Here is a 14,451-nt window from a genome sequence, read left to right as displayed (position 1 = left end):
CCAGCCCGTCGACGTCGGCCAAGGTCGAGACCGCGGTCAGCACCTGGTCCTCGGTCGGCGTGCCGGTGATCGACGCGCCGCCGGTGTGTGGATCGTTGACCCCGGCGATGGCCGCGCTGGCCGACGAAGTCACGGACTCGGCCGTGCCCTGGCCGTCGGTGTAGCTGACCACCACCCGCACCAGGCCGCCGACGTCGGCGTCGCCCAGGGTGTAGGTCGCCTGGTCGGCCGCGCCGGTGCTGACGAAGCCCGATCCGGTGTTGCGCTGCCAGTCGTAGTGCAGCGTCCCCAGGCCGTCGACGTCGGCCAGGGCCGCGGTGTTGGCGGTCAGCACCTGGTTCTCGGTGGCCGTGCCGGTGAGCGAGACGCTTCCGGTCGGGGCGTCGTTGACGTTGGCGATCGACGCCGTGGCGGCGCTGGTCGCCGATTCCGCGAAGCCCTGGCCGTCGGTATAGCTGATCACCACCCGCACCAGGCCGCCCACATCGGCGTCGCCCAGGGTGTAGGTCGCCTGGTCGGCCGCGCCGGTGCTGACGAACCCCGACCCCGTGTCGCGCTGCCAGTCGTAGTGCAGCGTGCCCAGCCCGTCGGCGTCGGCCAAGGTCGAGACCGCGGTCAGCACCTGGTCCTCGGTCGGCGTGCCCGTGATCGACGCGCCGCCGGTGTGCGGATCGTTGACCCCGGCGATGGCCGCACTGGCCGCGCTGGTCACGCTGTTGGCGAAGCCCTGCCCGTCGGTATAGCTGACCACCACCCGCACCAAGCCGCCGACGTCGGCGTCGCCCAGGGTGTAGGTCGCCTGGTCGGCCGCGCCGGTGCTGACGAAGCCCGAACCGGTGTTGCGCTGCCAGTCGTAGTGCAGCGTGCCCAGGCCGTCGGAGTCGGCCAGGGTCGAGGTGTCGGCCGTCAGGATCTGGTCCTCGGTGGCCGTGCCGGTGAGCGATACGCCGCCGGTGGGGGCGTCATTGGTGGCGGAGACCGCCGCGGTCGCCGCGCTGGTCGCCGATTCCACCGTGCCGCCGGCGTCGGTGTAGTAGATCACCACCCGGACCACGCCGCCGATGTCGCCGTCGCCCAGAGTGTAGGTCGACTGGTCGGCGCCGACATTGACGTAGCCGCCGCCGATGTCGTGCTGCCACTGGTAGTGCAGGGTTCCGATGCCGTCCGCGTCGGCCAGGGTCGAGACCGCGGTCAGCACCTGGTCCTCGGCCGCCGTGCCGGTGATGCCGGCGCCGCCGGTGTGAGGGTCGTTGACGGCGGTGATGTTGACCAGCACCGAGCCGCCGGCCGTGGCGGTTCCGCCCGCCCCCTGGCCGCCGCCGGGCGAGCCATCGTTCAGCGTGTAGTTCAACGTCACGCTGGCGGGCGGCATGTCGCTGCTGTTGGTGTAGAGGATGTGCTGGATCACGTCATTGACCAGCGCCGAGGTCGCCGCGGCGGCCGAGCTGGTGAAGGCGATCGTCAGCACGCCGCCCACGCTGGTGAAGGTGGCGAAGGTCAGCCCCCCGACCTGCAGATTGCCGCCGCTGACCGTGAACAACCCGCCCGAGGCGAAGGCGAAGGTGTCGGCCGCATTGGCCGAGGCGCGCTGGACCGTGAAGCTGGCGCCGGCGTAGTCGCCGTTGCCGCCGTTGCGGGCGTCGAGGTCGACGTCGGAGACCGCCAGCGAGCCCAGCAGGGTCGCCGCCGTCTGTTCGGTGGCGCCCACGGTGGTGGCGCTGGCCGGGACCACGGGCGTGTCGTTCACGGCCGTGATGGTGATCGTATAGAGGTCGGTGTCGGACTGCGCGCCGCCCGAGCCGGTGCCGCCGCCGTCATTGACGACCACCGTCAGGGTGTCGGTCCCGTTGACGTCGGCGTCGCCCAGGAACGTCAGGCCGCTGGCCGCCGCCAGGGTGGCGTTGATCTCGTTCAGCGACGCGGAGATCGTGACCGACGCCGTGCCGTTGCCGGTGATCTGGCCGGAGGTCAGGCCGTTGGTGACGTTGGTCAGCAGGGACAGGACGCCCTTGGTCACCGTCAGGGTGACCGACACCGTCTGCAGGGCGGGATTGGCGTCGACGTCGCTGATCTGCAGGCCGGTGACGGCGATGCTGGTGTCTTCGGCGCCGGTGGCGCTGGAGACCGTGCCGTTGACCGGCGCGTCGTTGACGGCCGCGATGTTGATCGTGGTCGTGCCGCTGTTGACCGCGCCGCCCGGCACGTCGGGCGTGCCGTCGCTGACCGTCCAGGTGATGGTCCGGTTGGTGTTCAGCCCGTAGTTCGTCGGGTTGTCGCCGGTGGTCCAATAGGTGATCGCCGCCAGCACCGCCTCGTAGTTGGCGATGGTGTCGTAGCCCGTCAGGCTCAGGGTCTCGGTCGTGGCGTTCCAGCTGAGCGTGATGTTGGTGCCGGAGACCAGACCGGAGATCTGCTTGGCGGCGCCGTAGCCCAGGTGGTCGTCGGCGGTGCTGGATTCGTTGGACGAGAACTTGCCGCCAGTGATCTGCACCGTGGCGCTGGCCAGGTGGTCGCCGTCGGTGTCGGTGATGGTCGGCGCGCCGGTCAGCAGGGTGGTCGCGGCCGCCTGCTGCTCGTTCATGGTCGTGCCGGCGCCGCTCAGCCCGCCCAGGACCGGCAGGTCCGAGAAGAACATGCCCTCGATATTGGCCCCGGAGGCCGTGAGGTTGGGCGTGATCGTGTTGATCAGGGTGGCCGTGGTGCCGGCCCCGTCCAGCTGGAAGACGTAGATCACGTCGTCCGTCTCGAGACTGCCGGACTCTTCGTTCTCGATATAGATTTGGCGCGCGCTCTGATCGAACGTCATGTCGCCGGGATAGAAGACGCCGCCGCCCGGCAGGCCGACCAGCGTCACCTTGACGGCGGTGCCGCTGGAGGCGTTCTCGCTGATGTACCAGAGCGCGTTCTGGGCGGCGTTGTAGCCGGCGTCCGGCGACGGGAACTGCGAGTGCGTCGTGAAGTAGACGAGGTCGGTGCTCTCATCGACCTCCACGTCCATGATGATCCCGCCGCTCTGGTCGTCGGGAAACTGCGCCTGGCTGACCAGCTGGGTGGTCGTGTTGGGACTGGCGAGGTCCAAGCGGTAGATGCCGGTGACCAGGCCGTCGACCCGCTCGGTGTAGAACAGCCGCCCGATCGAGGAATCCAGCGCGAAGTCCTGCGGATCGAGAACGTAGAAGCCGCTCTCGTTCGCGCGGTTGTCGGTGACCGCCGTGGTCAGGAAGCCCAGGTCGGTGACCGCGCCGGTCAGCGGGTTGTAGGAATAGACCCGAATGCCGGTGATGTTGCCGTCCGGCGTCCCGGAGCCGTCCTGGTAGCCGGCGTAGATACGGTGGTTGATCGGATCGACTTCGATCGTGTTGACGATGATGGCGTTGGGGAAGTCGACCACGGTGGTCGGGGTCGCCGAGCTGCCGATGACGCCGCGGACCAGGAAGGCGTTGTCGTTGTTGTTGCTGCTGAGGACGGCGAAATAGAAGCCCGCGGCGGTGTCGAGGCCGATGTCCGAGGTGAACGAGCTGATCAGGTGGTCGTCGCCGGTGCCCGCGCCGCCGTTGTCGACATTGACGGTGTGGCTGGCGCCGTCGTTGTTGATCCGCGAGATTCGGGTGTCGGCGTCGCCGCCTTCGGTGGCGTACCACAGCTGGCCGGTGGGCTTGAGGCCCAGGGTGCTGACGCCGTCGTCGGTGGAGCCGCCGGCGATCACGTAGTTCGTGCCGCCGACCGTGGCCGAATGCACGGCCGTGGTTCCGGCCAGTTCGCGCGAGCCGCCGTCGTCGATGTTGTCCATCGCCGTTAGCGTGCCGTCGGTGTTGACCCGGAAGAGCGAGACGCCGTTCTCGGTCCCGCCCACCGTCAGATAGGTGGTCGTGCCGAAGGTGTTGACCGAAAGGCCCGCCGCGCCGCCCAGGCGCAGGCCGGCGCTGTCGCCGACATTAGCGGTGTTGGTCAGGAGGCCCGAGGCGTTGACCGAGAAGACGCTGACGCCGTTGTCGTTCGCGCCGGTGACGAAGACATAGGTCGTGCCGCCGACCACCGCGGTGGCCACGTCGGACGCGCCGTCCAGCCGCAGGGTGCCGTTGTCGGTGACGTTGGCGGTGTTGGTCAGGGCGCCGTTGGCGGCGACGCTGAAGACGCTGAGCCCGTCGTCGACGCCGCCGGCCGCGAACAGATAGGTGGCGCCGCCGATCACCGCCGTGGCCAGGCCCTTGACGCCGTCCAGCTCGAACGTCCCGTTGTCGGCGAGGTCGAAGACCGAGGTCAGGGTCCCGTTGCCCTGGACCCGGAAGACGCTGATTCCGTCGTCGTTGGTTCCGGCCGCGAACACGTAGGCGTTGCCGGACACCGTGGCCGACGCCACGCGCGACACGCCGCCGAGGTTCAGCGAACCGCCGTCGGCGACGTTGTAGACCGGGCTCAGGCTGCCGCCCACATTGACCCGGAAGACGCTGACGCCGTTGTCGCCCGCGCCGGCGGCGATCAGGTAGGTGTTGCCGTCCGAGGTGACGGTGGTCAGGCCGCTGACCCCCACTAGGTTCAGCGCGCCGCTGTCGGTGAAGTTGGCGGTGTTGGTCAGCGCGCCGTTCAGACCCAGCGAGAACACGCTGATCCCATTGTCGACGCCGCCGGCCACGAAGACGTAGGTCGTGCCGCCGACGTCCGCCGAGGTAATGTAGGAGACGCCGTCAAGTTCCAGCGCGCCGCCGTCGGTTTCATTGTCGCCGTTGATGTACAGAATCGACATGGGTCAGTCCTTTGCCTCGGCGGAACCGCGTTCCGGCCGGCGTGCGCCGCGCTCGCGGGGCGCGGGCCCCGCCTGAAATTGGAAAAAGAGCCGATAGTGGGCGCGATACGCCGCTCGGCCGCCCGATGCCGTGCTTTTATGCACACACGCGCATAATTTGCGCATCGGACTCCCCCCTGGCTCTAGTCACCCTGTAAACGCAACCTTAACGACGAGACCAGGGCCACACAAGTAGACATACGCCGTTTGATGAACATCGTTCTTTCGGAACTGTTGTGCAGCTCAGGATAGTCGGCTACGAAAGAATCAATCGCGGGGTGGGACGCAATCTTAATCAACGCTAAGAAGTGACTCGCCACTTAAGGTTTAGTAGCCTTTGGCGCGCGTCGAGCTTGCACAACGACATTCTGACAGCGAGGGAGCAGACATGGGCCAGCCTTACGTTGGTGAGATCCGCATATTCGCGGGCAACTTTCCGCCCTTGGGATGGGCGATGTGCGATGGCCAGCTGCTGGCGATTTCGGAAAACGACACGCTGTTCAACCTGATCGGCACCACCTACGGCGGCGACGGGCAGGAGACCTTCGCCCTGCCCGACATGCGCGGCCGGGTCCCCACCCATCAGGGCTCGAAGAATGGCCAGACCTATATCATCGGCGAGAAGACCGGGGTCGAGACCGTCACCCTGACCTCCCAGCAGATCCCCCAGCACACCCATGCGCTGAACGCGGCCTCGACGCCGGGCGCGGTGAGCACGCCGACCACCCAGACCATGCTGTCCGACCAGGGGCCGACCGGAACGGTGCTGTTCGGCTACCAGCCCTACGCCGCGACCAACCAGATCGCCCTGTCCGCCGCCTCGACGACGCCCAGCGGCGGCAACCAACCGCACGACAACATGCAACCCTATCTGGGTCTCAACTTCATCATCTCGCTCTACGGCATCTATCCGTCGCAAAACTGACGCGTCCCGCCCGAAGATCTTCTGGAGACTCAAAGAGATGAGTGATCAATTCGTCGCGGAGATCCGCATTTTCGGCTTCAACTTCGCCCCGACGGGCTGGGCTCAGTGCAACGGCCAACTGCTGCCGATCTCGCAGAACACCGCGCTGTTCTCGCTGCTGGGCACCACCTATGGCGGCAACGGCACCAGCAACTTCGCCCTGCCCAACCTGATGGGCAGCATCCCGCTGCACGTCGGGCGCAACCAGCCGGGTCCCGGCCTGTCGGTCTACGACCTGGGCCAGGTCGGCGGCTCGCCGAACGTGACGCTGATCGAGAGCGAGATGGCCATGCACAGCCACGCGCCGACGGTGACCACGGCCAACGGCACCGTCACGACCTCGGCCAACAACCAGCCGGCTCAGGCCTTCAGCGGTAACTTCCAGCAGAACAGCCGGGGCCTGTTCTACAGCCCGGTGACCAATCCGGCCGTGCAGCTGCCGGCCCAGAGCATCGGCCTGGCGGGCAGCTCGTTCCCGCACAACAACATGATGCCGACGCTGTTCCTGAACTACTGCATCGCCCTGCAGGGCATCTTCCCCGCCCGCAACTAACCCGCCGCGACGAACACGAGGAGAGAGACTCATGGGTACGCCATACATGGGCGAGTTGCGGATCATGTCCTTCAACTTCGCTCCGAAATACTGGGCCATGTGCAACGGCCAGCTCCTGCCCATCAACCAGAACCAGGCGCTGTTCTCGCTGCTGGGCACCACCTACGGCGGCAACGGCACGACGAACTTCGCCCTGCCGGACCTGCGGACCATGGTTCCCGCCCACCCGGGCCAGGGCTACGTCCAGGGCGAGATCCTGGGCGAATACAGCCACACCCTGATCCAGTCCGAGATGCCGCAGCACCTGCACTTCCTGAAGGCCGACGCCACCAACGCCGGGACCGCCAACACCTCCGCCGCGGCGGCCGGCAACAGCTTCGGGCAGACCTACGGCAAGCCCAGCTCGGGCTCGCCCATCGCGTTCAACATGTACAGCACCGTCCTGACGCCGATGGCGCCGATGGCGCCCCAGGCGCTGGGGACCGCGGGCGGCAGCCAGCCGCACGAGAACCGCCAGCCGTTCCTGACGCTGACCATCTGCATCGCCCTGCAGGGGATCTTCCCCTCGCGGAACTGAGCTTCTGGGTCCTGTCGCGTGGTTTCAGTTGAACACGGCCTGGTAGTCCTGCCGCCCGGGGGCGGGCGTATGGACAGGGATCAGGTACAGATCGTGGGCGATCCCGCCCTCGCCATCCTCGCGCGCCAGCGTGTGCATCCCCTCGGCGAGCACGTCGCCGGGGGGGCCGCTGAAGATCAGCACGAAGGGTTCGAACGCCGGATTTCCATGGCCCGGCTGGTTCTCCAGCCGCTCGACCTGGCTCAGCGCCAGGACATGGCGGCCGCCCTCGACCCGGAACGACGCCCCCACATGCGGGGCGAAGGTGTCGGCGGTCGGGGCGACGAAATCGGCGGCCATGGAATCCCTCGGGTCAGAATCGCGGCGCGACCATTATGACGACCTCGCCACCTGAACGGGAAGCCCTCGTCGCACCGCATCCTGAAGACGCGGGGTTGCGGGGCGCTGCGGTCCGTTTCGTCCTGCGCCCGGAAGTCGAGGCCGACGCGCCCTTCCGCCTGGCGCTGTTCCAGGCCTCCCGCGGTCCAGGCTGGGACCGGCTTCCCCTGCCCGCCAACATGCTGGCCCAGATCATGGCGCAGCAGTTCCACGCCCAGGTCCAGGGCTACCGCGCGGCCTATCCGCGGGCCCGGCTCCAGATCGTCACGGTCGACGCCGAACCGGTCGGGCGGCTGGCCACGGATCGAAGCCCTGACGCCCTGCACCTGATCGACATCGCCGTGGTCCCCGAGCGGCGCGGCCGGGGGATCGGCGGGGCGATCCTGCGCGCGCTGATGGCCGAGGCCGCCGCCGCCGGCTCGGCCGTGACGCTGCAGGTGGCCCGCGACAATCTGGCGGCCCAGCGGCTCTATCATCGGCTGGGCTTCGCGGCGACGGCGGCGGACGAGACGCACCTGACCCTGCGCTGGTCCGCCCCGCCCCCCTCGACGCTGGCGGCGACGACGTGACCCGGGTCGCCGTGGTCGGCTGCGGCGCCTGGGGCCGGAACCTGATCCGGACCTGCGCGGAACTGGGCGTGCTGGGCGCGGTGATCGACACCGACGCCGAGGCCGCCCAGGATCAGGCCGACGCCTGGAACGTGCCGGCTGTTCAACTGGCCCAGGCCCTGGACGACGCGCGCCTGGACGCGATGATCATCGCCGCGCCGGCGCCCGCCCACGCCGCGCTCTGCCGCCTGGCCCTGGACCACGGCAAGGACGTCTTCGTCGAAAAGCCCCTGGCCTCGGACCTGGCTGAGGCCGAGGCCCTGGCCGCCGACGTCGCGCGCTCGGACCGGGTGTTCATGGTCGGCCACCTGCTGCGCCATCATCCAGCGTTCCAGGCCCTGGCGGCGATCGTCGCGCGCGGCGAGATCGGCGCCCTGCGCTACATCACCGCCTCGCGGCTGAGCCTGGGCCGGGTCCGCACGCACGAGAACGCCTTTCTCAGCCTGTCGCCCCACGACGTCTCGATGATCCTGGCCCTGGCCGACGCCGCGCCCGTCAGCGTCGAGGCGACCGGCCGGGCCTTCGTCACGCCCGGCGTCGCCGACGAGGTCCACGCCGATCTCTGCTTTTCCGGCGGCCTCCACGCCCATATCGCCGCCAGTTGGCTCAGCCCGGTCAAGGAGCAGAAGCTGGTCGTGGTCGGCGAGACCGGCGCCCTGGTGTTCGACGACGTCCGCCCCTGGCCGGAAAAGCTGATGCGGCGCGACCAGGGCGTGACCCTGACCGACGCCGGGCCGACGGCCTCGGGGGCCGAACCGCGTTTCGTCGACTTGGTCGCCGAGCCGCCCCTGACCAGAGAAATCCGCCACTTCATCCAGTCTTGCCAGACCAGAGAAACCCCTTTGACGGGCATTGACGAAGGCATTCGCGTACAGCGCGCGCTTGAACATGTTCAACTGAAATTGAACCGTTGCCTCGATCAACTTGGAAGATAGTCGATCCAGCAGGAGTATCTTGCGCCAGCTCACATAACATCGTTCGAACACTTCCACGTCATGAGTATTAATACTCATACTCGCCAAGACTATGTCAAACAGCGCGCCAGCTTCGGTAAATATACCCTGGATGAGACCCCTTTTCTCGAAGGCTTTCACCGCGTACGATCCCGCCATGTCGAGGGGCGCATCGATCTCAAATAAGAACGCCCCGACCACGAGGGGCCAATGAACGTTCATATTCCGACGTTTCCATTCCATGGCGACGACGATCTGGCGTCGAACTTTCAAAGCCTGACCCGAAAGATCCTGCAGCGCGAAGCCGTGATCGGCGTCGTCGGCATGGGCTATGTCGGCCTGCCGTTGTCGGAGGCTTTCTGCTCGGCCGGCTTCCGCGTGATCGGTTTCGATCTGGACGAGGCGCGCCTGGCCAGCCTGTCCCGGGGCGCGTCCTATCTGAGCCACTTCGCCGGCGCGCGCGTGGCGGCCATGCGTGAGCGGGGCTTCGCCGCGACCGGCGCGCCGGACGTCCTGGCCCGGGCCGACGCCGTGCTGATCTGCGTGCCGACCCCGATCACCTCGCACCACGCCCCCGACCTGGGCCACGTCGTCGAGGCTGCCGAGACCCTGGCGACCGTGTTGCGGCCGGGCCAGTTGGTCGTGCTGGAGTCCACCACCTTCCCGGGGGCCACCGTCGAGGTGCTCAAGCCCATCCTGGAGCGCTCGGGCCTGAGGGCCGGCCGCGACTTCGCCCTGGCCTACTCGCCGGAACGCGAGGACCCCGGCAACCTCGCCTTCACCACCGCCTCGATCCCCAAGATCGTCGGCGCCGACACCGAGGCCGAGCGCCGCGTCGCCTGCACGCTGTATGACGCGATCACGGCCACGGTTCCGGTCGGCGACACCCGCACCGCCGAGGCGGTCAAGCTGACCGAGAACGTATTCCGGTTCGTCAACATCGCCCTGGTCAACGAACTGAAGGTCAGCTTCGAGGCCCTGGGCATCGACATCTGGGAGGTGATCCGGGCCGCCCAAACCAAGCCCTTCGGCTACATGCCGTTCTTCCCCGGCCCCGGCGTCGGCGGCCACTGCATCCCGGTGGACCCCTTCTACCTGGCCTGGCGGGCCAGGGCCGAAGGGGCCAGCCTGAAGATGGTCGAGCTGGCCGGCGAGATCTCGCGGGCCATGCCCCGGCGGGTGGTCGACAAGACGCTGGAGGCCCTGGCCGCGCGCGGGCGCTCGCCGATCGGCGCCCATGTCCTGATCGTGGGCGTGGCCTACAAGCGCAATATCGACGACACCCGCGAGACCCCGGCCCGCGACATCATCGAGATCCTGCGCAGCCATGGCGCCCGGGTCAGCTACCACGACCCGCTGGCCCCCGAGTTGGTCGTCGGCGACACCCTGATGCAGTCGGTCGACATCGGCCACGACGCCCTGGCCGGCTTCGACTGCGCGATCATCGTCACCGACCACGACGCGGTCGACTACGCGCGGCTGGTCCGAGAGACGCCGCTGGTGATCGACACCCGCAACGCCGCCGCCCAGGCCGATCCCGCCCAGGCCGCAAAGATCGTGAAGGCCTGAGATGGCGGTCGCGGCCTCAGGAGACCGCCCGCCCGCCTGGGTCCACCCCTCGGCGGAGGTCGAGCCCGGCGCGGTGCTGGGCGCCGGCACGCGGGTCTGGCGGTTCAGCCACGTCGCGGCCGGGGCCCGGATCGGCGAAGACTGCGTGATCGGCCAGAACGTGGCGATCGGCCCCGGCGCGGTGCTGGGCGACCGCTGCAAGGTGCAGAACAATGTCAGTCTCTATGCCGGCGTCGTGCTGGAGGACGGCGTGTTCTGCGGCCCCAGCTGCGTGTTCACCAATGTGGCGACGCCGCGGGCCGAGATCGACCGCAAGGCCGAGTTCCGGCCCACGCGGGTGGGGCGCGGGGCGACGATCGGGGCCAATGCGACGATCGTCTGCGGCCATGCGCTGGGCGCCTGGTGCCTGATCGCGGCCGGCGCGGTCGTCACCCGCGACGTCCCGCCCCTGGCCCTGATGGCCGGCGTGCCGGCCCGCCGCGCCGGCTGGGTCAGCCACGCCGGCGAGGTGCTGGGCGCGGACCTGGTCTGCCCCCGCACCGGCGACCGTTACGCCGAGCGGCCGGACGGGCTGCGGCGGGTGATCAACCTTTCGGGCTTCGGCGAGGACCCGCCCGACAACCCCAGTGAAGAACAGTCAGCGAGCGTCGGATGAAGCGGGCCTTGGTCATCGGATCGGAAGGCAATATCGGCAAGCCCCTGGCGGCGCATCTGCGCGCCCGGGGCTGGGAGGTGTTGTGCGCCGACATCAAGCCCGGCTGGCGCAAGGATTACCTGCAGGTCGACATCAACCAGCCGGCCGACCTCATGCCGACCCTGCACTGGAAGCCCGACGTGATCTTCGCCCTGGCCGCCGTGGTCAGCCGGGTGACTTGCGAGCAGGCCTCCAGCCTGGCGGTCAGCACCAACCTGGGCGGGCTGAACAACGTGATCCTGCTAGCCCAGGCCGCCGACGCCAGGCTGGTCTATTTCTCGACCTCCGAGGTCTACGGCCCCACCGACGGGCCGATGGACGAGGCCGCCACGATCCCCCGGCCCAACAACCGCTACGGCCTGACCAAGCTGCTGGGCGAGCAGTTGGTCGACTACGAGGTCGCCCAGCACGGCCTGCGCGCCGTCACCCTGCGGCCGTTCATGATCTATGACGAGAACGAGGATTTCGGCGACCACCGCTCGGCGATGATCCGCTTCGCCCACGATCTGGCGCGCGGGCGGCCGATCGAGGTGCATCGCGGAAGCGCCCGCGGCTGGCTGCACATCTCCGACGCCGTGCGGGCCATCGAGGCCGCCGCCGGCGTCGAGGAGCACGCAGTGATCAATATCGGCCACCCGGACGTGACGCCGATCGAGGACCTGGCCGAAGGGCTGCGGGCGCGGCTGGACGCGCCGCCGTCGCTGGTCGCCCTGCGCGACCTGCCGGCCCGGATGACCGCCGCCAAGCGGCCCAGCCTGGCCCGCATGCGCGACCTGCTGGGCGTGACGCCGAAGATCTCCCTGGACGAGGGCCTGGACCGCGTGGCGGCGCGGGTGCGGACCCGCCTGGCCCAGGGCCAGACCGCGGCCTATCCGGGCCAGCCGGCGTGACAGCCCGCCTGCTGACCGTGGTCGGCGCCCGGCCCCAGTTCGTCAAGGCCATGCCGGTCAGCCGGGCGATCGCCCGCGCGCCGGGCCTGGCCGAGGTGATGATCCATACCGGCCAGCACCACGACGCGGCGCTGTCGGACAGCTTCTTCCACGAGCTGGGCCTGCCCGAGCCGGCCGAGAACCTGGGCATCCACGGCGGCTCGCACGGCGAGATGACCGGACGGATGCTGGCGGCCCTGGACGGGGTGATCGCGCGCCACGCCCCGGACCTGGTGATCGTCTACGGCGACACCAACTCCACCCTGGCCGGGGCCCTGGCGGCGGCCAAGGCCGGCGTGCCGGTGGCCCATGTCGAGGCGGGCCTGCGGGTCTTCGACCGCACAATGCCCGAGGAGACCAACCGCGTGGTCGTCGACCATCTGAGCCAGCTGCTGTTCGCCCCCACCCGGGCCGCAGTCGGCCACCTGGCGCGCGAAGGGCTGGTCGAGGGGGTTCACCATGTCGGCGACGTGATGCAGGATGCGGTCCTGGCCATGGCCGCCTTGCCCGCCCCCGGCGACGCCGTCACGCGCCGCCTGGACCTGACGCCCGGCGCCTACGCCGTCGCCACCCTGCATCGCGCGGCGACGACGGACAGCGCCGCCGCCCTGGCCGCCGCCGTCGGCTATCTGCGCCAGCACGCCGCCCGGACGCCCGTGGTCCTGCCCCTGCATCCGCGGACCCGCGAGGCGGCCGGCCGCTTCGGCGTCGACCTGGCCGGCCTGACGGTGATCGAGCCCCTGGGCCCGATCGACATGCAGCGGCTGCTGGCCGGCTGCGCCCTGGTGCTCACCGATTCCGGCGGCCTTCAGAAGGAGGCCTATTTTCATCGCAAGCCCTGTGTCACCCTGCGCGACGACACCGAATGGAGCGAGACGGTGGACGCGGGGTGGAACCGGCTATGGACCGTGAACGACTACCGGCCGCGGCGTGAGATCGACGACTATGGCGCGGGCGACGCCGCCGAGCGGATCGTCGCGACGATCGCCGGTTTCGTCGCCCGAAACCGCGGCGAGGTTCTCGACGCCCATCGCGCGATGACCGGAGCCCGGCCATGAAGGACACCCCCGACCAACCGGGCCGGCCGCCGTTGCCCGGTCATGACGCCTCGCCGGATCCGGCGGCCAAGGATCGGCCGACGGGTGGGCCGCGGCCGCTGCGCATCCTGCTGGCCTGCAACTACGACGCGGCCAACGCGGCCACGGTCTGCGACCACATCAACGCCTTCGTCCGCTATTCACGCCACGAGGTCCGGGTGCTCTCGAAGGTCGGAGAGATCTTCGACGGCGTGACCTTGTCGGCGTTCGACGCGGTCGTGATCCACTATTCGCTGTTCCTGGCGATGGAGTCCTTCGTCGGCCCGCGCTCGCGCCGCGCCCTGGCCGCCTTCCGCGGGGCCAAGGCGGTGTTCATCCAGGACGAATACCGCTTCGTGAACGCCACCCTCGACGCGCTGGAGGCCTGCGGCGTCGACCTGGTCTTCACCTGCCTGGGCCCGGCCGAGGCCGAACGGATCTATGGCGGGGTCGCCGGGCTGCGCACCCAGCAGGTGTTGACCGGCTATGTGCCGCACTGGCTGACGCACTATCCGCCCATTCCCCTGTCGGCCCGCAAGACCGTGGTCGGCTATCGCGGCCGGACCTATCCGGCCTGGCACGGCGAACAGGGGCGCGAGAAGATCCGGATCGGCAAGCTGTTCAAGCGCGACGCCCCGCGGTTCGGCCTGTCGACCGACATCGCCTGGTCCGAGCGCAGCCGGTTGTACGGCCGCGACTGGGTGAATTTCATCCGCAACTGCCAGGCCGTGCTGGCCGTGGAGAGCGGGGCCAGCGTCTTCGACTTCGACGGCGCGGTGGCCGCCCGCACCGAGAGCTTCGCCGCCCTGGTCGAGCGCCCTCACCCGATCCCCGCCCTGGCCCGCAAGCCGTCCTACGAGATGCTGCGCGACCGGTTCTTCGCCGGGCGCGAGGACCAGATCGACATCGCCCAGATCTCGCCCCGGGTCTTCGAGGCGATCGCCTTGCGCACCCTGATCATCGCCTATCCCGGACGCTATTCGGGCGTCCTGGAGCCGTGGCGGCACTATGTCCCGCTCGACAAGGACCATGGCAACATGGCGCAGGTGGCGGCAGTCCTGCGCGACCCCGAACGGGTCGCCGAGATCATCACCAACGCCTATGCCGAGATCGCCCTCAACCCGGCCTATGGCTACGGGACGATGATCGACCTGTTCGACGCCCGGATCACCGAGGCGGCGGCCGGGCGGCCGCCCGCCGCGACCGACGACCGCGCCGACGCCAGGTTCCGCAGGGCCTTTCCGTTCAAGCTCATCGACAACCCCCACGACGTCCGCCGCCCCCACCTGGTCCGGCGGCTGGCGGCCGCGGCCATCCGGCGCCTGGAGCTCGGCGGCCTCGCGCGCCGCCTGCGGCGACGACGGTGA

The 14,451-nt window shown here is 69.3% G+C and carries 11 protein-coding genes and 1 pseudogene; 10 read left to right on the top strand and 2 right to left on the bottom strand.

Annotated elements, in window-relative coordinates:
• Window positions 1–4,744, bottom strand: a pseudogene (locus BM066_RS22810) (lactonase family protein); the annotation flags it as partial.
• 427 nt (window positions 4,745–5,171) lie between these two features.
• Between BM066_RS22810 and BM066_RS22805 the strand changes: the two are divergent.
• The 3 genes from BM066_RS22805 to BM066_RS22795 are packed head-to-tail and all read left to right on the top strand — an operon-like array spanning window position 5,172 to window position 6,877.
• Complete coding sequence (locus BM066_RS22805; RefSeq protein WP_089930500.1) at window positions 5,172–5,708, top strand: phage tail protein; 537 nt, start codon at window positions 5,172–5,174, stop codon at window positions 5,706–5,708.
• Window positions 5,709–5,745: 37 nt separating this feature from the next.
• Complete coding sequence (locus BM066_RS22800; RefSeq protein ID WP_089930498.1) at window positions 5,746–6,300, top strand: phage tail protein; 555 nt, start codon at window positions 5,746–5,748, stop codon at window positions 6,298–6,300.
• Window positions 6,301–6,331: 31 nt separating this feature from the next.
• Window positions 6,332–6,877, top strand: a complete 546-nt coding sequence (locus BM066_RS22795) for a phage tail protein (protein WP_089930496.1) — start codon at window positions 6,332–6,334, stop codon at window positions 6,875–6,877.
• A 24-nt stretch (window positions 6,878–6,901) separates the two neighbouring features.
• On the opposite strand, the gene BM066_RS22790 is transcribed toward BM066_RS22795, so the two are convergent.
• Complete coding sequence (locus BM066_RS22790) at window positions 6,902–7,216, bottom strand: DUF6916 family protein (protein WP_089930494.1); 315 nt, start codon at window positions 7,214–7,216, stop codon at window positions 6,902–6,904.
• Window positions 7,217–7,311: 95 nt separating this feature from the next.
• Between BM066_RS22790 and BM066_RS22785 the strand changes: the two genes are divergently transcribed.
• From BM066_RS22785 to BM066_RS22755, 7 genes are all read left to right on the top strand, one after another.
• A complete protein-coding gene (locus tag BM066_RS22785) occupies window positions 7,312–7,824 on the top strand; it encodes a GNAT family N-acetyltransferase (protein ID WP_255367700.1) in 513 nt (170 codons plus the stop codon).
• Window positions 7,821–8,798, top strand: coding sequence for a Gfo/Idh/MocA family protein (locus tag BM066_RS22780; protein ID WP_255367699.1), 978 nt, complete (start codon window positions 7,821–7,823; stop codon window positions 8,796–8,798). Before BM066_RS22785 ends, BM066_RS22780 begins: the two co-directional genes overlap by 4 nt.
• A gap of 228 nt (window positions 8,799–9,026) precedes the next feature.
• Entirely contained in the window at window positions 9,027–10,385 is a 1,359-nt protein-coding gene (locus BM066_RS22775; RefSeq protein ID WP_255367698.1) for a nucleotide sugar dehydrogenase, read from the top strand.
• A gap of 1 nt (window position 10,386) precedes the next feature.
• Window positions 10,387–11,040, top strand: a complete 654-nt coding sequence (locus tag BM066_RS22770) for an acyltransferase (RefSeq protein ID WP_089930487.1) — start codon at window positions 10,387–10,389, stop codon at window positions 11,038–11,040.
• Window positions 11,037–11,969 (top strand): NAD-dependent epimerase/dehydratase family protein, encoded by a 933-nt coding sequence (locus tag BM066_RS22765; protein ID WP_089930484.1) that lies wholly within the window; start codon window positions 11,037–11,039, stop codon window positions 11,967–11,969. Before BM066_RS22770 ends, BM066_RS22765 begins: the two co-directional genes overlap by 4 nt.
• Window positions 11,966–13,066 (top strand): non-hydrolyzing UDP-N-acetylglucosamine 2-epimerase, encoded by a 1,101-nt coding sequence (gene wecB, locus BM066_RS22760; RefSeq protein ID WP_089930482.1) that lies wholly within the window; start codon window positions 11,966–11,968, stop codon window positions 13,064–13,066. Before BM066_RS22765 ends, wecB begins: the two co-directional genes overlap by 4 nt.
• Complete coding sequence (locus BM066_RS22755) at window positions 13,063–14,451, top strand: hypothetical protein (protein WP_089930479.1); 1,389 nt, start codon at window positions 13,063–13,065, stop codon at window positions 14,449–14,451. The genes wecB and BM066_RS22755 overlap by 4 nt, the downstream gene beginning before the upstream one ends.

The sequence above is a fragment of the Caulobacter sp. UNC279MFTsu5.1 genome, assembly GCF_900114015.1.
Lineage (GTDB): Bacteria > Pseudomonadota > Alphaproteobacteria > Caulobacterales > Caulobacteraceae > Caulobacter.
This window is presented reverse-complemented; position numbering and strand designations above follow the sequence as displayed.

Coding starts and splice junctions, on each gene's coding strand:
- BM066_RS22790 (WP_089930494.1), bottom strand. CDS start 7,216: ATGGCCGCCGATTTCGTCGCCCCGACCGCCGACACCTTCGCCCCGCAT.
- BM066_RS22765 (WP_089930484.1), top strand. CDS start 11,037: ATGAAGCGGGCCTTGGTCATCGGATCGGAAGGCAATATCGGCAAGCCC.
- BM066_RS22775 (WP_255367698.1), top strand. CDS start 9,027: ATGAACGTTCATATTCCGACGTTTCCATTCCATGGCGACGACGATCTG.
- BM066_RS22755 (WP_089930479.1), top strand. CDS start 13,063: ATGAAGGACACCCCCGACCAACCGGGCCGGCCGCCGTTGCCCGGTCAT.
- BM066_RS22795 (WP_089930496.1), top strand. CDS start 6,332: ATGGGTACGCCATACATGGGCGAGTTGCGGATCATGTCCTTCAACTTC.
- BM066_RS22770 (WP_089930487.1), top strand. CDS start 10,387: ATGGCGGTCGCGGCCTCAGGAGACCGCCCGCCCGCCTGGGTCCACCCC.
- BM066_RS22805 (WP_089930500.1), top strand. CDS start 5,172: ATGGGCCAGCCTTACGTTGGTGAGATCCGCATATTCGCGGGCAACTTT.
- BM066_RS22800 (WP_089930498.1), top strand. CDS start 5,746: ATGAGTGATCAATTCGTCGCGGAGATCCGCATTTTCGGCTTCAACTTC.